General features: G+C 28.0%; 20 protein-coding genes. 15 read left to right on the top strand and 5 right to left on the bottom strand.

Features of this window, described 5'->3' with window-relative positions:
• A complete protein-coding gene (gene lepB, locus EO083_RS07185; RefSeq protein ID WP_126993482.1) occupies positions 1–873 on the top strand; it encodes a signal peptidase I in 873 nt (290 codons plus the stop codon).
• Positions 874–977: 104 nt separating this feature from the next.
• On the opposite strand, the gene EO083_RS07180 is transcribed toward lepB, so the two are convergent.
• Genes EO083_RS07180 through lpdA form a run of 3 tightly spaced genes read right to left on the bottom strand, consistent with a single transcriptional unit; the run spans position 978 to position 3,744 of the window.
• Complete coding sequence (locus tag EO083_RS07180) at positions 978–1,754, bottom strand: Rossmann-like domain-containing protein (protein WP_206512282.1); 777 nt, start codon at positions 1,752–1,754, stop codon at positions 978–980.
• A gap of 11 nt (positions 1,755–1,765) precedes the next feature.
• On the bottom strand, positions 1,766–2,383 hold the full coding sequence (locus EO083_RS07175; RefSeq protein ID WP_126993480.1) for an N-glycosylase/DNA lyase: 618 nt from the start codon (positions 2,381–2,383) through the stop codon (positions 1,766–1,768).
• A 17-nt stretch (positions 2,384–2,400) separates the two neighbouring features.
• Positions 2,401–3,744, bottom strand: coding sequence for a dihydrolipoyl dehydrogenase (lpdA, locus tag EO083_RS07170; protein ID WP_126993479.1), 1,344 nt, complete (start codon positions 3,742–3,744; stop codon positions 2,401–2,403).
• A 157-nt stretch (positions 3,745–3,901) separates the two neighbouring features.
• On the opposite strand from lpdA, the gene EO083_RS07165 reads away from it, so the two are divergent.
• Positions 3,902–4,666: a hypothetical protein gene (locus tag EO083_RS07165; protein WP_126993478.1), complete on the top strand. Its 765-nt coding sequence runs from the start codon at positions 3,902–3,904 to the stop codon at positions 4,664–4,666.
• 36 nt (positions 4,667–4,702) lie between these two features.
• Here EO083_RS07165 and EO083_RS07160 read toward each other — a convergent pair whose 3' ends face one another.
• Complete coding sequence (locus EO083_RS07160) at positions 4,703–6,583, bottom strand: transketolase (RefSeq protein ID WP_373277313.1); 1,881 nt, start codon at positions 6,581–6,583, stop codon at positions 4,703–4,705.
• A gap of 95 nt (positions 6,584–6,678) precedes the next feature.
• Between EO083_RS07160 and EO083_RS07155 the strand changes: the two genes are divergently transcribed.
• The 12 genes from EO083_RS07155 to EO083_RS07100 are packed head-to-tail and all read left to right on the top strand — an operon-like array spanning position 6,679 to position 17,628.
• Entirely contained in the window at positions 6,679–7,134 is a 456-nt protein-coding gene (locus tag EO083_RS07155; protein ID WP_126993476.1) for a flavin reductase family protein, read from the top strand.
• The gene (locus tag EO083_RS07150; RefSeq protein ID WP_126993475.1) at positions 7,135–7,731 is read left to right on the top strand and encodes a class I SAM-dependent methyltransferase; all 597 of its coding nucleotides are present in this window, start codon (positions 7,135–7,137) and stop codon (positions 7,729–7,731) included.
• On the top strand, positions 7,728–8,408 hold the full coding sequence (locus EO083_RS07145; protein ID WP_126993474.1) for an ATP-binding cassette domain-containing protein: 681 nt from the start codon (positions 7,728–7,730) through the stop codon (positions 8,406–8,408). The genes EO083_RS07150 and EO083_RS07145 overlap by 4 nt, the downstream gene beginning before the upstream one ends.
• Positions 8,405–9,601: a type II secretion system F family protein gene (locus EO083_RS07140; protein ID WP_126993473.1), complete on the top strand. Its 1,197-nt coding sequence runs from the start codon at positions 8,405–8,407 to the stop codon at positions 9,599–9,601. Before EO083_RS07145 ends, EO083_RS07140 begins: the two co-directional genes overlap by 4 nt.
• Before the next feature lies 1 nt (position 9,602).
• Positions 9,603–9,959 (top strand): type II secretion system protein, encoded by a 357-nt coding sequence (locus tag EO083_RS07135; protein WP_126993472.1) that lies wholly within the window; start codon positions 9,603–9,605, stop codon positions 9,957–9,959.
• A 14-nt stretch (positions 9,960–9,973) separates the two neighbouring features.
• Positions 9,974–10,915 (top strand): hypothetical protein, encoded by a 942-nt coding sequence (locus tag EO083_RS07130; protein WP_126993471.1) that lies wholly within the window; start codon positions 9,974–9,976, stop codon positions 10,913–10,915.
• On the top strand, positions 10,887–11,444 hold the full coding sequence (locus tag EO083_RS07125; protein ID WP_126993470.1) for a hypothetical protein: 558 nt from the start codon (positions 10,887–10,889) through the stop codon (positions 11,442–11,444). Before EO083_RS07130 ends, EO083_RS07125 begins: the two co-directional genes overlap by 29 nt.
• On the top strand, positions 11,441–11,881 hold the full coding sequence (locus EO083_RS07120; protein ID WP_126993469.1) for a hypothetical protein: 441 nt from the start codon (positions 11,441–11,443) through the stop codon (positions 11,879–11,881). The genes EO083_RS07125 and EO083_RS07120 overlap by 4 nt, the downstream gene beginning before the upstream one ends.
• A complete protein-coding gene (locus EO083_RS07115) occupies positions 11,871–12,332 on the top strand; it encodes a hypothetical protein (RefSeq protein ID WP_241230012.1) in 462 nt (153 codons plus the stop codon). The genes EO083_RS07120 and EO083_RS07115 overlap by 11 nt, the downstream gene beginning before the upstream one ends.
• On the top strand, positions 12,322–16,278 hold the full coding sequence (locus tag EO083_RS07110; protein WP_126993467.1) for a type II secretion system protein GspD: 3,957 nt from the start codon (positions 12,322–12,324) through the stop codon (positions 16,276–16,278). The genes EO083_RS07115 and EO083_RS07110 overlap by 11 nt, the downstream gene beginning before the upstream one ends.
• Entirely contained in the window at positions 16,278–17,066 is a 789-nt protein-coding gene (gene amrB, locus EO083_RS07105) for an AmmeMemoRadiSam system protein B (protein ID WP_126993466.1), read from the top strand. Before EO083_RS07110 ends, amrB begins: the two co-directional genes overlap by 1 nt.
• Positions 17,044–17,628 carry a ComEA family DNA-binding protein gene (locus tag EO083_RS07100; RefSeq protein WP_241230011.1) on the top strand — a complete coding sequence of 195 codons (585 nt, stop codon included), beginning with the start codon at positions 17,044–17,046 and terminating at the stop codon, positions 17,626–17,628. Before amrB ends, EO083_RS07100 begins: the two co-directional genes overlap by 23 nt.
• Here the strand turns inward: EO083_RS07100 and EO083_RS07095 are convergent.
• Positions 17,617–18,003 (bottom strand): hypothetical protein, encoded by a 387-nt coding sequence (locus EO083_RS07095; protein WP_126993465.1) that lies wholly within the window; start codon positions 18,001–18,003, stop codon positions 17,617–17,619. The two genes, EO083_RS07100 and EO083_RS07095, sit on opposite strands and share 12 nt — an antisense overlap.
• 109 nt (positions 18,004–18,112) lie before the next feature.
• Here EO083_RS07095 and EO083_RS07090 point away from each other — a divergent pair, with 109 nt between their 5' ends.
• The gene (locus tag EO083_RS07090) at positions 18,113–18,541 is read left to right on the top strand and encodes a FeoA family protein (RefSeq protein ID WP_126993464.1); all 429 of its coding nucleotides are present in this window, start codon (positions 18,113–18,115) and stop codon (positions 18,539–18,541) included.
• Position 18,542: the final 1 nt, after the last annotated feature.

Raw genomic sequence — 18,542 nt, 5'->3', positions numbered from 1 at the left:
ATGAAAAAATCTCCTAAAGAAATTGCCAAAGAAGTTGTGATTACACTTTTGTATGCAATTGTTGCTGCAACTATTATTAGATTATTTGTTTTTGAAACTATGTTGGTCCCCACAGGATCTATGATCCCAACGATTAATATTGGGGACCGCCTTTTTATTGAAAAGATTACATATCAAGCACGTGAGCCAGAAATTGGTGAAATTGTGGTATTTTGGACTCCATTTAGAGACGAAAGAGCTGAGCAAATGTTAAGAGCATTTGACAAGTTTATGGATTTGTTTGCTCCATCTAAGTTTAAGGGGCATGTAAAATATGTAAAAAGATTAGTTGCTAAAGAAGGGGACATAATTACTTTAAAGAATGTAGATGGTAATTGGAAATTATTTGTTAACGGCAAAATTCCAGAAAACTTAAAGAATGTTAATTATCAACCAGATGGTATTTTTAAATATCCTAATTTGTGGAAATATTTAGATCAAGCAAGTAGATTAAGAGATAATAAAACTGAATATAGAAATTTTTTGTATAATATCGCACTTAAAAATGGAGCTGAACTTGCGAATACTATATTCAGCATAATTGGAGGAATGGATCCTGTCCCATATGGAATACCATATCATGAATATGTAGATGAATATTTAAAGCCAAAGAATATAGATTTTGATGATTATGTATGGACTGAAAATGGACAGGTTTATATTAAAATTCCAGAAGGTTTTTACTTTTTCATGGGCGACAATTCAAAGGAGAGTTTAGACAGCAGATATTTTGGTTTTGTTCCAAAAGAAGCAGTGATTGGAAGACCTATATTGAGAATTTGGCCTTTCCAAAGTTTTGGGCCAGTTCAACCGTTACCAAGATTAAGTGATTAAATTAGACAAAATAATTTTGAGAAAATTTATGAGTCAACTAAATAACCCCATCCTATTTATATTGGATGGGGTTATTATAGTGGTGTTTTTATGAAAAACAATTGTTATTGAACTAACACAACTTTTTCAACTGCTTTTTCAGCAATGATTTTTTTAGTACCAGCTCCATGTGATATTAGTTTGAATAACTTGCCTGAGTTTAAAACATTAATTCCTGCAAGTAATTTAACCGGAAAAACATTTGGAAGTAAAGTAGTAGAAGGTCCAACAATTGCAACCTTATCAGTTTTTACATAATTTAGTATCCAATCTATAGAGCCATTTACAATCGCAGAACCTGAGATAACAACAACTGAACATTTGGGAAGTAGATCAACTATAGCCCAATCGGGTAAAACTTCATCACTACCTTTTCTATTTCTATCGAATATTAATATATCCCAAGCTTTAGGCTTCCATAACTTTATTAAAGGATCAATTCTACCTATAAATCCTATTGTGTCATCAAGGCCTACATTAATATATTGGCTTAGATCGCCTGGAGAATAAATATTTTTAATTTCTGGAGTTGAAAATACGGCATTTAATGTTGCATAAGCAACAGATCTTATTAAAGGATCAGGAGAAAATAGACCAATATTTAGAATATCTTTTACTTTCATTCCTGGATTTATCTTGCTTACTGGATTTCCAAAATCACCAGTACATTTGAAAAACTCTTCGCATTTTCCGAGAGTATCTTCACGTAATGTATAGCTTACACTACATCTTCCATCACTTAATAAAGCCGCTGAGAGGCCAAGACCTATTACGTAATCTTCAAGTGTTTCATTGTTAATAAATTTAAGAGCTTCGTCGTATAATTTTTTAGAAAGTGTCAGAATAATCCCCCCTATTTTTCGACTTTCCCTTTAATATAATACCAAACATATAAATCAAATTTTCCAGGGCATTCACCAAATTCATTTGAAATTTCATTAAAAATTTTCTCAATCTGAAGGTATCTTTTTTTACTCCATGATTTTGGAATTTCATCAATATATTTATATTTATGTAGCATTCTTAAAATATGTTTATCCAAAATAGCAACTTCACAAAAACCTATATTTCTTAAAAAGTGTGAAGCTTCTTTCCATCCAATACCTTTTATGTTTTTTACAAGGTATTCTCTTAAGGTATATACATCATAACTATTAATAAGATCAATTAACTTTCCTACAATCCACCTATTTTCATATATATATTTTGCGCGAGCTTTAGGGAAACGATGCCCAACTTTTTTTAAAGCTATTTCAAGATCAGAAAGTGAAAGAGTATAAAAACCTTCTCCAATTTCTTTTTGGGCTTTAATACCACCGGAAGCAGACCAGTTTGCAGTCAAAACACAAAAGGATAATTCAGAAAATAGTAAGAGCTCATCATTACTGTTTTTTAATTTTAAAAATTCATTCCAACGATTTTCAACAAGTTCTTTTGCTTCAATATAAATTTTTTTAATTTCTTCAACCATAGCATCAACGCTTTATTTCAAATATGTATAGCCCAATTACCTTCAAAAGCACCAAGGAGTGTTTCAGTTAGTGTTGGATGTGGATGTATTGCTTCTGCTATTTTTTCTGTAGCCATTTCATATTTTACTCCCAATACTCCCTCCATTATCATGTCCGTTGCGTTTGCTGACACTATCGTTACTCCCAATACTTTTCCTGTTTCTTTTTCTTCTATCACCTTTGCAAATCCTAATTTCTCTTCCATTGTTCTTGCCCTTCCATTTGCTGATACCGGAAATTTATATATGTTTACTTTTTCTCTATCCACTTCTTTTTCTCTTTTTCCTACACTTGCTACTTCTGGATTTGAAAAGATTATCGATGGTACTGCTCTATAGTCCATTTCTATTTCTTCTCCTGCTATGTTATGTGCTGCTACTATCCCTTCGTACATCGCAACATGTGCTAGCATTATCTGTCCCCTTATATCTCCTATTGCATATATATTATCTATATTTGTTCTCATATGTTTGTCTGTTTTTACTCCTCTTTCTATTTCTATGCCAAGTGATTTTATATCTTCACTTATATTCGGTCTTCTTCCTACTGCAAGTAGTACTTTTTCAACTTCTATTTCTTTTCCTGCAACTTTTGCAATATATTTTTCGTTCTTTTTTTCCACTCCTTCTACTTTTTCTCCTTCTATTATTTTTACTTTGTTCTTTTTTAGTGCTTTTTTTACTTCTTCTGCTACATCACTATCTTCGTATGGTAAAATATGTTCTGCGAGTTCTACTATCGTTACATCTACCCCAAAACTTGAAAAGAATGTAGCAAATTCTACTCCTATTACTCCTCCGCCTATTATCAATATCGATTCTGGCATCTTTTCCATCTTAAATACATCATCACTTGTCCATATACCTTCTATCTGATCAAATGGTGGAAAGATAACTGGCACAGAACCATGTGCTAAGATTATATTTTCTCCCTCTATTTCTTGTCCACTATTTTCAAGTAAAACGGTATTTTTGTCTTTCAATATTGCTTTGTCTTTAAATACATCAATCTTGTTCTTTTTCATTAAAAATTCTATACCTTTTCTAGACATAGTAACAGACTTTTGCATGTGTTTCATGATTAAGGATAGATCATATGAAACATTATCAACTAAGATACCAAACTTTTTAGCCTTTTCATTTATCTCAGTAAAAAGGTGTGAGGCTGTAAGCATAGCTTTAGTAGGAATACACCCTTTGTTAGTACAGGTACCACCAAATTCTTCTTTCTCAACAATTGCAACTTTCTTACCAAGCTGTGAAAGCCTTATCGCTGCAACATATCCTCCAGGCCCTCCACCTATTACTATTGCTTCATACATTTCTTTTACCTCCTTTGTTTATTCTTATAACTTATGATACAATATAATCTCATTTTTTGCAACAAGCTTAATTTTTGAGAAAGATGGAAAAAATTGATAAATATGTTAAAATTTTTATATAAAATATGATAAAATATAAAATGTTGGGGGGGATTTAATGGAGATCAGACTGTTTGGAAAGGAATATGGCGTTTATTTTCAATCAGAAAAAATTGTTTTAAAAAGTAAAAAGGCAGAGCATATTTTATATTACTTAATTTTGAATTATAAAAGAAAAGTATTTGTTAGCGAAATTCTTAATGTTTTTTTTGAAGGATATGATGAAAGTTATTCTCGGAAGAATCTTAATACACTTTTGTATATGTTGAGAAAAGGATTAAATTTAACAAAAGATTCTCTAAAAATTGATAGAAATGTTGTATATTTGGATGTTTCGAAGTTGAAAATTGATTATATTTTGTTTCAAAAGCTTATGGATAAAAATCCTTCAAAAAAAACAAGGGATGAAATTGCAAAGATTTATAAAGGTGAGCTTTTAGAAGGTTTAGATGAAGAGTGGGTCATTCCTTATCGCGAGTTGTGTGAAATGCAGATTTTAATGATCACTCAACAATTGAAAAAGAATGATTTGAATTTATTGGAAAAACTTGCTGAATTACCTACAAAAAATGAAATACCAATGGATCTTGCTTTAAAACTAATAGTTTTGGATAAAAAAAGAAGAAATCCAATGTTTATTCCCTTACTTATAAAGTCACAGAGTGATATTAGTTCAAAAATTAGAAAAAGTGACTTTTATGTGAAAGTTTCCAAAAATACATATTTGATATTATTTGAATCTGGAAAATCTGACAGTGAAACTTTGGAAAATGTATTAAAGTTTAGATTTAATGATGATATTAAAATAATTGAAAAGCTTTAACTATTCAAAAAAGCCTGGCTGATGCCAGGCTTTTTATTAGTCTTCTAGTATTTCTTTAACTTTATTTTTAATACTATCACTATCAAAACCATAAATTTTGAATAAGTAATTGCTATTACCAGATACTGGGAACCTGTCAATACCAATCTTAACAAATTTGTCAGGAATTATTTTTAGATTGAAGAGTTTGTTTTCTATTAATGTTCCAAGGCCATTGTAAATATTATGGTCTTCAATTACAATCACTTTGTTTCGTGAGTATCTTGTAAGAACTTCCTCGTCTAAATCAAGTGGACAAGATACATTAAGTAAACCTACTTTGATTCCTTCATTCCTTAGTTCATCTACTGCTTTTAATGCTGAAGGAATTACTGAACCCATCGTAATAATTACAATATCTTCTCCATCTCTTAATATATCAATTTTTCCATATTTAAATTCGTAATTTTCATCAAAGAATATGCTTCCATCTTCTTTTTTTATAGGTTCTAATTTACTTCTACCCATAGCTATTACAAAATTTCCATATTCTGAAGCAACATATCTTACTGCTCTATCAGTTTGATTAGGATCTGCAGGAACAATGACTTTGAAGCCAAACCATGATAGAGGTGCAGAAACATAGTTTAATGCATGATGTGTTTTTCCATCTTCACCAACATCTGTTCCACAGTGTGTTACTACAACCTTAAGGTTTGTATTATTAATTGCGTTTAATCTATGTTGATTAAATGTTTCATCTATCCCAAATACTCCAAAATCTGCGAAAAATGTAATAAATCCTTCAACACTTAGTGCACCTGCTAATGCAGCAGCATTATGTTCTTGAACACCAATTTCAATTAGTCTATCCTTTCTTTCTTTGTCAAGAAAATCTAATTTCACAGAAGATTTGAGATCACAATCAACAGCTACAACGTTATCATTTATTAATGCAAGATCAGCAATAGCTCTTCCCAATGCTGATCTATTATCAATTTTTTCTGCGTAAGTTCTAAATTTTCCAGTATTGATATTTACATCGTATTTTAAAAACAATTTTTTATGTTCTGAAATTGGCAGTTTTTTTCTATTTTCAATGTATTTTTCTATATCAATATTTAATCCAAGTTCTTGAATAGCATTTTTAAATTCTTCAATTGATAATGGTTTACCGTGGTATTTTGGTGTATCTTCCATGAAGCTTACGCCTTTTCCTATAATAGTATGTGCAATTATTGCTGTTGGTTTTCCATCATTTTTAGCAATTTTTAGTGCCGAGAGTATTTGCTCAAAATCGTGTCCGTTTATTTCCAAAGTATTCCATCCAGCTGCTTCATATTCTCTTTTTAGATCTACATACATTATTTCTCTTGCTCTTCCGCTGATTTGAATGTCGTTGTAGTCAATAATAACAGTTAAGTTATCAAGATTATATTTATTTGCAGTTCTTCTTGCTTCTGCTACTTGGCCTTTTGCACTTTCGCCGTCACTCATGACAACGTATACATGATAGTCTTTGTTTTTTAATTTCCCAGCTAAAGCCATTCCAACGCCTGCAGAAAGTCCTTGGCCAAGATTTCCAGTTGTCCATTCGACACCAGGAATTCCTCTTGTGATATGTCCTTCAAAAATACTTGATGGATGTCTAAAACCAGTTAAAACTTCTTCTCTATTAATAAATCCATACGCCGCAAGTGTGCTGTATACGGCAGGTGAAATGTGACCATGACTAACTATGATTCTATCTCTATCTTCGTTCCAAGGATCATTTGGAAAAACTTTTGCAAAAGAGTATAAACTAACTAAAATGTCAATTGATGACATAGAACCACCTGGATGTCCAGATTGAGCTACGGTGGTCATGGTCAAAATATCTCCTCTACATTTTTTTGAAATTTCTTCAAGATTTAAGTTCAAAATATACACCTCCTTCATTTTATCTCAATATATTATACCAAATGAAAAACAAATTTTCAGTAAAAATATTGTTATAAAAATTACTATGTTATAATATATTCTGAGGTGATTTTATGGGTGCTTCGTCCAAAATATATAACTCTGTAGCAGTTGTAACAATGAATTATAATGGTAATTTAAATGGAATTACTGTAGCATGGATAATGAGGACTTCGATAAATCCAAAGCTTTTGGCAATTTCGATAGGTAAACAGCGATATAGCTATGAACTTTTGAAAAAAGTTAATTTTTTTGGCATAAATTTGCTTAGTGTCAATCAGATAAATATTGCAAAACAATTTGGAACTATTTCTGGAAGAAATTTTAACAAATTTGAGGGGATTAACTTTAAAATGAGTAAAAATAAAATTCCAATATTAAATGGTGTAGTAGCGTATTTAGAATGTGAAAAAATTGGAGATTTTGAAACAGGAGATCATAATATATTTTTAGGGAAAGTTAATTTTGAAGAGATTTTTAATAATGAAAAAGTTTTATTGTATGGAGAACATAAATTTTGGAGGGATTAAATGTTTGAGCATTACTATACTGAAAAACCGACAAGTATTTTAAAGGTAAAGATTGTTGAATTAAAATTAAAAAATGGACACGTATACAGATTTAAAAGTCCGAGTGGAGTCTATTCTTTTGGAAAGATTGATAGAGCAACAAAAATTTTGATTGAAAATAGTAGAATTAATTATGGAGATGTATTAGATATTGGTTGTGGATATGGAGTGATTGGAATAACTTTGAAGAAAGAAAATCCTGACATTAACCTTTATATGAGTGATATAAACGAACGTGCAGTTGAGTTTGCAAAAATTAATAGTAAAGATAACAATATTGAAGCTGATATCAGACATGGATATTTATATGAACCGTGGGATAATGTAAATTTTAATCATATTATATCTAATCCTCCAATAGTTGCTGGAAAACAAGTTTGGATGAAATTAATTGAGGGCGCATTTGAAAAGCTTAGAGGTGGCGGTACATTAGAACTTGTTGCATATCATAATAAAGGTGGAAAGAGAATAAAAGAATATATGAGATCAATTTTTGGAAATGTTGAAGAATTGTGTAAAGAAGGAGGAATAAGGGTATATAGTTCTAAAAAATTATGACGCTTGAATTAAAAAATGTAAATTATATTTATAATTATAAAACCGTGTTTCAAAAGCACGTTTTAAAAGACATAAACTTTAGAATAAATGATAATGAAATTATTTTTATAATTGGAAAATCAGGAAGCGGTAAAACTACTTTGTTATACTTATTAGATTTTCTTTTGAAGCCTACTTTTGGAGAAATAGTTGTTGATGGTGAGGATCCTTATACTAACCCTCATAAATTTAGAAAAAAAATAGGTTTTGCCTTTCAGTTTCCGGAAAAGCAGTTTTTTTCTGAGACTGTAGAGGATGAAATTATGTTTTCAATTAAAAATTTTGAACTTGAAAATCCCAAAGAAAGATTGGAAGAAATTAAGGAATTAATAAAATTAGAGGATGATTTATTGAAGAAATCTCCATTTCAGCTTTCTGGTGGCCAACAAAGAAAAGTTGCAATAGCTAGTGCAATTGCTCATGATCCAGAACTCCTTATATTAGACGAGCCTACTGTAAGTCTGGATTATAAATCTGAAAAATCATTGATTGAGTTTTTGAAACTTTGGGTCAGTAAAAACGATAAATCTTTGATAATAGTAACACATGATCTTGAAAAATTTTCTGACTTTAAAGGTAAAATTTTTGAAATTGTAGATGGAAGGTTATTTCCTGTAAACAGGGGGGAATTATTTTGAAATTTGCTTATAAAGCCTACGATAAAGAAATGAAAAAGGTAAGAGGGGAAATTGAAGCATACAACCTTCAGGAAGCTTTATCAAAGTTAAAATCTAGTGGTTACATTGTTATAGATGTTAAAGAAGCAAGTAAAGTAAAGAAATTTAATATTAATATATTTAGTATAAGATTAAAAGATATAGTTTTTTTTACAAGGCAATTAGAAACTATGGTAAAAGCCGGATTAAGGTTAAGAGAGGCAATTTATATCTTGTCAAATCAAGAGATATTTTCAAAAAGGTTTAGAAGTATTTTAGTTAATATAGTTAGTGAATTAGATGTGGGAACGTCTCTTTCAGAAGCGTTTAAAAAGCAAAAAGTTTTCGATGACGTATTTATCAATATGATTAAAGCTGGGGAAGAAGGTGGAGTTTTAGAAGAAACTCTCGAAAAATTAGCTAGTTATTATGAAAATTTAAATAGAACAAACCAACAGGTAAAATCTGCTATGGTTTATCCTACATTTATTTTAGGATTTGCTGTTATAGTTGTTGTAGTAATCAGTGTTTTTATCTTGCCAAAGCTTTTCAATGTGTTTGGAACTATACCAACGGGGGGTATAATTTCTTTTTTAATTAGTGTAAATAAAATTGTGACAGGCAATCCATTTATGGTAGTTTTTGTTATAATTTCTTTATTAATTGGAATGTTTTTATTTTTAAGGACTGAACCAGGTAAAAAAACAAAAGAATTTTTCGGAAGATTATTCCCTCCAATTAGAAAATTACAGGAGAAAATTACATATGAAAGATTTTGTAGAACATTTGGAGTTTTAATTGCAAGTGGTGTTTCAATAATAGATTCGTTGGAAATGGCTGCAAAAGCTTCAAATAATTTAAAGTTTATTATGAAAATAAAAAATGTTTCTGAAAAAGTAAAAAGTGGAAGTACTTTAAAGCAAGCTTTGAAAAGTGAAAAAGTTTTTCCTCAGATTATTTATGAAATGATTGGTACTGGAGAGGAAACTGGTAAGTTAGACACGATTATGGAAAAAGTGGCGGACTTTTTTGACGAGCAGATTCAACAGGATACAAAAAAGCTTTTATCAATGCTTGAACCTTTAATGATTGCTTTTGTAGGTTTGTTTATTGCATTTTTAGCTTATGCAATGTATTCTACTATTTTTCAAATGCAATCTACTTTTGGTGGTTAATATGACATATATTGAGGTTTTAATTGTTATTGTTATTTCGTTAATAGTTTTTTCTGTTTCAATTTTTTCTTTATTTTCGATTCTTGATAAAGTTGTGCTAGAAGAAGAATTATTTAAAACGATTGTATATTGTGGATTGTGGAAATCTAATGCTGATATGATTGAGTATAATGCTGACACTGTTAAGATTTATTACTCGTTATTTACAAAAAAAGAAATACTAATAAGGAAGAAGATATATTTTGGAGATTATTTTGAAGATAATAATTTAAGAATAATTCCAAGAAAAAGCGTTACTCCTGGGACTTTTGGAAATTTTAAGATTGAACCTATTTCATTTGATGTATCTGTAAAATAAAGGGGGGAAGTTTTTTGTCGAATCTTTTAAGTAGAAGATTGGTTGGGTTTGATATAATTGGTAGTAATGTATATCAAGCGGTTGGAGAGTATTTTTTTGGAAAAATCAAAATTAAAGAATTAAGAGAATATAATGGAGATTTTGAATTTGAAGTAGATGATTTGATTATAGTGAATATACCTTGGGATTTGATTTTAAATTTGAATCTTCAAATGCCAATGATAAAAAAAAGGAAGGATATTGAAAATTATATCGTTTTAGAAGTTTCACAAAATTTTAATTTAGAAAGATCTGAATTTAGTTTTGATTTTTTGAAAACTTCAAATGGTTTAGAAGTATTTGTTGTAAGAAAAGCCGAGTTAAATGAGTATTTTCACAAATTAGAATCTATGAAGATACCAGTACCAGATATTGTTTATCCAGATTTTTTTAAAGAATCATTATTGCTATCAAAATTTCCAGGTTATAATATTGAATTTTTCATAGATTCAGAATATTCGGGGCTTATAATTTTTAATGGAAATAATTTAGAATCAGTAAGGTATTCAGAATTAAGTTTAAAATACTTAAATGATTTGTGTAACGATGAATTTGGTTATAGTTTGTATGAAGTTGAAGATTTGAATGATGAAGCTTTAAAAGAGGATGTTAGTAGATTTTTATATAATTTTATAGGAGACATGTTTTCATTGATTGAACGCGAGATTTTTGTTAGTTTGAATTCTTCTCAAAAACAATTAACTATTGAAGATATACAATCTGGATTTGTATATACTGATTCAGAATTAGTGAATAAATTAATTTTTGAACATTATACAGATTCTGAAATTTTTAAGAAAATTTTCACAGTTCGTAATTTTAAATATCCTGTTATGAAACCTAGGTATTTAGGAACTTTAGGGTTAATCACAAGGGGGGGATTTGAGTTTGGAAAATTTAAATTTATACAAAGATAAAGAAAAGAGAATTTCACTAAAGAGATTTTTAATGTATTTAGTTATATCGTTTCTACCTTTCTTTTCATTGTATTATTTTTCTCAATATTTTTTATTTTCAAATATAGCTAATATAATTAGAAGTCATCCATTGGTGTTTAATGAAATTTCTTTTAATGAGTTAACAGAAATTCCTGACATTGTTGATTTAAAGATTTCAGAATATGATTCTAAAATAAATACTTTGATTAATAAGATTAGACATTTAAAAACTTCATTGAATAAATCTTTCTTTTCAAAGTATTTTCTTCAAGTTTTAGTAGATGAAATATCAAAAATTAATGAATATTTTTTTATAAAAAATATTGAATTTGATGGTAAGAGTTTTTTGATAACTTTTTATGAATATTCGGAAAATCCTATTGTACCTGAAACAATAAAAGAAAAATTAAGTAAATATTATAAAAATGTTGATCTAAAAGTTATTGATATAAAAAATGTATATGAGAATTTTAAGATGTATGAGTTTCAATTGGAGGGAGAGTTGTGAGTTTAAAATTAAAAATTGCTAATTTGATTTTAATTATAGCCTTTTTGGTTGGTATTTTATTTGCATTGTATGATTTTTTATTTATTAAAATTGGATTTTTAAAAAAGTTTAATGAAAAAACTATAATTTTAGATAGGAAAATTAGTGATTTTAAAATTTTATTAAATCAGTATAATAATGCAAAGTTATTTTTAAAAAACGATAGGCATTTTAGTAATGAGGTAGCTAAGTATTTAGATGAAAACAAACGTTTATCTGATACACTTGAAGGGGAAAAATTTGAAAAGTTTTTCTATAATTTGCTTAACTCAAAATCTATAATTATTAATAAATTAAATGTTGAGGTAAATGTTGATTTTCCAATAATATTTAATTCCAAAAGTAAGGCAAATGTTTCGTTTGATTTAGAGGTTGGTGATATAATTGATGTTAAATAAGAAATATTTATTTATTTTTTTAGTGTTAATTTTAATTGTAGTAATTTTTTTCATTTCTATTTTAAATTTGAGGAAAAGTTTAGAAGTTGAAGTTTTAAGCTCTGTTAATGTTGTTAAAATAAAAGATTATTATCTAAACTTTATTAATGTAAAAAACGTAAGTTTTTTTGAGCCGTATTACTTGAAAATTGATGGAAATTACTCAAAACTGGGTAATTTTTCAATTGTAGAAGATTTAGAATATTTAGGTTATTATGATGAATCAGGTATTTCTGTTGTATATTTAAGAAATGAAAAGCAATTATTGAAATTTGATCCCAAACAGCTTCTGTTAAATAGGTACTATATATTAAATATTTCGGGAAATAATCTTGTTGTATTAGACATTAAAGATGGAAGCATTAAATTAATAGTTTCAAAAAAGTTAGGGGGGATAAGTGATGAAAATTAAGTTTACAATTATTGTATTTTTAGCTATGTCTTTAAATTTGATTGCTAATTTAATTAACGTTGATTATTACATAAATAGTAATAAAATGCAGTTGATAATAGAGAATGATAGGAATCTTCAACCCTCTGAAGTTGATTTTGGTTGGAATGATTCACTAAATGTTTATTATTTAACCTTGAAAAATACAATTTCTAAAAATTCTTTTTTACCGGTATCTAAAGGGCCTTTAGAAGGATTACAAATAGTAACTATTAATAATGATACCAATGTATTTTTGTTTTATCTTGTACCAGTTAAGGTTGATTGGATTGTTATGGGTAATAAAATAGTTCTTACAATGCCTGTAAGTGTTTCTGATAAGAAATATAGTTTTTCATTTTTGAATGCTCCATTAGATGTTGTTATTAGAGATTTTTCTGATGCAATTGGTGTTAATATTTCGCTATACGATGGAGTTAGAAATAAAAATGTTAATCTTGAAGTTAAAGATGTTTCTATTGAAGATGCTTTAAGGCTGTTGCTATTAAATAATCCTGAAGTTTGTTATGCATATGGACCGGATGGGACGCTTTATTTGGGATTAGAAAATGAAATTAAAAAGAATTTTGCATATTATTGGCAAATTTATGATGAAGAAGTTGATTCTGAAAAAATAAGATTGTTGCTTGGTGCTGGAACGTTTGCTAATTATATAAAGGATAAGAGCAAATTATTTGTATATGGAGGCATTAGGGAACACAGATTAATAGCTGATGCTATATCTCAGCAACCAAGTAAGTCATGGTACTACTTTAAATTTAATGTTAGTAAAGAGGTTTTAGAAGATTTTTTAACTAATATTTCGAGTATATATGATTTTAAATATTCTATTTTGTATGGTTTAAGACAAGTTGCGATATATTCAGATAATGAATCTGCTAATACTATTGGTTACTTAATCTCAATTTTGAAAGATAGTTTTGACGATCCATTTTTTGATTATGTAACTGTTGAAGTCGGATATCCAGAAAGAATAAAAACTATTCTAAAAAGCTTAAATATTCCATTTAAATCTTTAGGTCAAAATATTAAAGTACCTGAAAAGTTTAGAGATTTAGTCATAACATTAAATAATGATAGAACAATAGGCAATCCTTACAGGATGGTGTTTGAAGATATAAATATTGATACAGTTAGAAGGGCTTTAGAGTATTTAAATATTTCTGAAGAAAACGGTAAGGTTTTAGAAGTTAATGGAAAAGTTTTTGTAACTCTTTTTGCAACTAAACAAGTTTATTCTAGATTTATGCAATTTTTAGAACTTGCAAGTGTAAAAACATTGAGAGTGAAAATTAATAAAGAAAATTTAAAACCGTACGATGTGGAAATTTTAAAAGAATTTTCAGATGGTAGTTTATTAATTAGGGGAAAAGAAAAAATTATTGATAAAATAATTACTAATAACACATTAAATTCGAAATATGTTTTAGAGATAACTCCATTTGATCCACCAAAATCAGTTTTTAAAGCACTTTTGGATGCTTCACCAGTCTATGAAACTGATAATTTGCTGGTTTTTAATAATGTAAATAATGATATAGAAAACAAGATAAAGGAAATTAGAGAAAGTTACGGAGATAAGATACAATTTATTGAAAATATTTATCTTAACGAATCTCAATCAAAGATATTAAAAGATTTATATAACATTGATGCTATCAATACTGAAAAAGGTGTTATTCTAAAGGGAAGGCAAATTTCCAAAGCTTTTGAGTTTATAAATAATTATTTTGGTAATAGTGATAATAAATATTATTTAGAGAAAATAAACCTTCAAAATTACGAAGAACTTCAAGAAGTAATATCGCAGTTGTTTAAAGTGAATATGGAATATTATCCAAAAAGTCAAATATTAATACTTAATGGAAGTAGTGAAAGCTTAGAAAAAGCAAAAGAATTTGTAAGAAAATACTCACAAGGTAAGAGTATCAAGATTTTGAATAATGTTTATTTTGATGGAATTGATGAATTATTAAAAGAAGTGGGAGAATTAAAGGTATTTAAAATAAACAATAATCTATTGCTTTTTGGTAGTCAATCAGAAATCGATGAAGCAGAAACTTTGCTTGAAAATTTGACTAATGATTCGACAATAGTTTCCTTGGAAAGTGATTTAGATGAAGGAAAGATTGCTGAGATATTAAATCTTTACTTTGGAAATAGCATAATTGCTAAAAAAATAGACGATAAGTTTTATTTAAAGGGCAATGAAAAAATAATTTATAGAGCAGTAGAGTTATTAAAAGAATTTTCGAAAAATGAAATAAGTTTCGAAAATGGTAAATTATATATAGATGTAAAAGATTATGATTTGAACGAATTAATTAAAAAAGTATTTTTATTAACTACTAAAAAGACGGTAATACTCGATGAAAAAGTGGATAGGAAAGTAGATATAAAATTGTCAAACGCATCGATAGAAGATTTTGAGAAATTATTAAACGAATACGGTGTTTTTGTTAGAGAAGAAAATGGATTTTTACATGTTGGAAGAAAATTAAAATCACAATTTGTAGAGGTTGTTGATAATAAAATTACTATTAATGCTACTAATATTTCAATAGAACAACTTGCCAGAGAAATTTATCCAAAATTTGGTTATTCGGTTTTGATTGATTCTGTAACCGATAATTTGAATATTGTTTTAGAAGATTCGAGTCTGGACGAATTTGAAAATATTATAAGTTCGAAAGTTGATATAACAAAAGAAGGAAGTATGGTATTTATAAAACCAAAAGGGCAAGAAAATGTTCCAAATGTTAGTGAAAAAAATGTGAATATAAGTGAAGATGGTTTAATTACAATAAACGCAGAAAATGTTCCACTTAAAAATATAATTGAACAGGTTGTAAAAGGCTATAAATACTCTGCGGTTATTTCAAGAGAAATTAATTCAATTGCTAATATATATGTTCAAGATATTACTTTTGATGATTTTGAAACAATTTTAAGTAATTATAATGTAGCAATAAAAAAAGAAAACGGTATTTACATCTTTGATATGATAACAGGTAGTTCAACAAAGACAACTACAACATTTGTATTTTCAGTTTCTCAAAATGTAGATAAAGTAAAAGAATTAATAGAGTTTTATGGCGGTCAATCGTTTGTTGATACTTCGGCAGGAGTTGTTATTGCAACAGGAATTGATGCAAAAGTTGCTGAAGAGGTCAGAAGTTACATTAAACAAAATTTAAACGCAAAGCTTGCATTGATAGAAGTTAAAGTAGTAGATGAAGAGTTATCAGATAATTTTGAATATAATTTGGGAAAAATAACGTCAGATTTGGGTACTTTATCAAATGACGATTTTAACGTTAAATTATCATTGAGTGATTTGAGCATTGAAGGAATTATAAATAAGTTATTGTCTATTGGAAGTGATGGTAATAGTAATTTAAATATTGAGATAGGTAATGGAAATAATGTAACTAATAAAAACACAAATGTTTTAGCAAGTCCAAACGTAGTAGCAAAAAGTGGAGAAAAAGCAAGTATTTTAATAGGTGATAAGATTCCTATAGTTTTAACAACAACAGAGAATACTCAAGAAATTAAATACATTGAATCAGGAGTAACACTTGAAATTACTCCGTATATTAATGCGGATAATACTATTGATTTGGAACTTAATATTAAAGTAAGTAGTTTTGATTGGGATTTAAAGAGCCAATATTCGCTCTCATTACCAGTTGAAAGAACAAGAGAATTTTCATCAAAGATATTATTGAAAGAAAATCAGACTTTAGTAATTGGAGGACTTTCTAGAGAGGAAAATAGCAAAACGGTTTCAAAGATTCCAATTTTAGGTGATTTACCAATTATTGGAAGATTCTTTGTTTCTGAAAAATCTGATAAAGTTAAACGTAATATAGTTATATTTATTTCGGCGAAGGTTGTGAAATAATGGAAAGAGAAATGTACTATGCTGATAAATTTTATTCTAGAAATTCTGAATTATTAATAAAATTTTTTAACCAATTTTGCAAAGCAAAAGAAATTAAAAATGCAAATACTAATTTTGGTTTAATTTTGCCTCATGCAGGATACGTTTATAGTGGTAAAACTGCTTTGTATGCAATATGTAAAGCTTTGGATTTTGGAAAACCTGAAAGAATAATTATCATTGGAACAAATCATACTGGAATTGCTGGAAATATTTGTTCATTGTGGCCAAGAGGAAGATGGAATACTCCCTTTGGATATGTTGAGATTGACGAAGAATTAAATAATTATTTGTTAAAAAATAAAATTTTTGAAGAGAACTATAAAGCTCATATATTAGAGCATTCAATTGAAGTTTTGTTGCCAATTTTAAAATATTATTTTGGTAGCTTTAAATTTGTACCGATTATTTATAATTATCAATCTTATGAAAACACAATAAAGATAGTAGAATTGTTAAAAAAGATAGATTTAAAAAATACTCTTTTGGTTGCTTCATCTGATTTTAATCATTACGAATCTCATGAAATCACTCTTAGAAAAGACGAAAAATTAATTGAAAAGATATTAGAAAGAGATATAGAAGGAATTTATTCACTAAGAGAATCAATTAGTGCTTGTGGAATAGGGCCAATGTCAGTTTTAACAATGTGTTTTGATAATGTAAAGCTTGTATATCACACTACTAGTGCAGAATATTCAAAGGATTATTCTTTTACTGTAGGGTATGCAAGCTTTGTTTTATGGTGAGATTTTGAATAGTAAAATAAAATATTGTAAAGAATTTATAATTATATTCACACTTTTTATTATAATAAGTTCAGTTTTATTTCATGAAAAACAATATAATAATGTAACTAGTAAGGAAATTAAGAGGAACTATGAATCACAAACAATAGATCTTAACAAGGCTGATTTTGAGCAGTTAATGAGCCTTCCTGGGATTGGAGCAGTAAAAGCAAAAGCAATTATTTCCTACAGACAAGCGCATGGAAATTTTAATTCAATTGATGATTTAATAAATGTTACTGGAATTGGTCCATCAACACTTGAAAAAATAAGAGATTATCTGACTGTTTCTAAAACAAATGAGGTGCAAGTTAATGAGAATAAAGAGTTTAAAAAGATAAATATTAATGAAGCTAATGAAAAACAGCTTGAGAAATTACCAGGAATTGGCCCTACAAAAGCAAAAAGAATAATTGAGTATAGAGAAAAAAATGGTAAGTTTAAGTCTTTAAATGAACTTCTAAATGTTAATGGAATAGGTCCGAAAACACTTGAAAAGATTAAAAATTATTTAGCGTTTTGAAAATATAAAATATAGCAAAAATAAAGAAGAAAGGAATGCTATTAGTTGAAAAATATTGTAAAAAGATAATAATGAAGCAAATAAAAAAAACATACCAAGAACAAGTGAAATTTCGTCGGTAATTTTATTATTAAATTTGCTAAATAATGTGGATAAAGTAAGAAGTGCCAATGTATTGAATAAAAAGCTGAGAAAGAGTTTAGTGTACAACTTTTCCATTTCAGGTATAAATTGTCCTCCAGAAATTCTTCCAGGAACTTTTAAAATCCAAGAATATTGAATTATTCCTTTTGAAAAAAGCGTAACCGTGATCATACTAACTATAGTAAAAGTCAGTGAAATTGCTATGACTAGCCATTTTAATTTGTTATTCATAAAATCCCCCCTTTTTAGTCCTATATAAATTATATCACTACTTGACTTTAGCTAAAACTTTTGATAAAATCTTGTTGAGAATTATTTTCAATAAGAAGGGGGAATAGATTTGACTTTAGATAAAATACCGGAATGTGTAAAAGTGAAAATTGTATCAATCAAAGATTCTAAAATTAAAAACAGACTTTTGGGTTTGGGATTAATTCCTGAAAGTATAATAGAAGTTGTTAGAACTTCTCCTATGGGAGATCCAAGAATGTACAGAGTTTTTAATAAATTAATATCTATGAGAAATTCTGAGGCTTCTACTATTGAAGTTGAATTGTTAGATGATTCAATACCATTATCTTTAGCAAATGATGGTGAATATGAAGTTGTTAAATTTTGTGGAGGAAGAAGATTTTTATATAAGGTTAGTAGATTGGGGATTTTGCAAGGAAAAATTATTCAAGTAAAAAATGGTGAAATTTTTTTGGATAATAGTAAAATTCATTTAGGTGAGGGAATGAAAAACAAAATAATATTAAGGAGGATCTGAT

Source organism: Thermosipho globiformans, assembly GCF_003990895.1.
Classification (GTDB): domain Bacteria; phylum Thermotogota; class Thermotogae; order Thermotogales; family Fervidobacteriaceae; genus Thermosipho; species Thermosipho japonicus.
The sequence above is the reverse complement of the archived record's forward strand: the minus strand, read 5'-3'. Positions and strand labels throughout refer to the sequence as shown.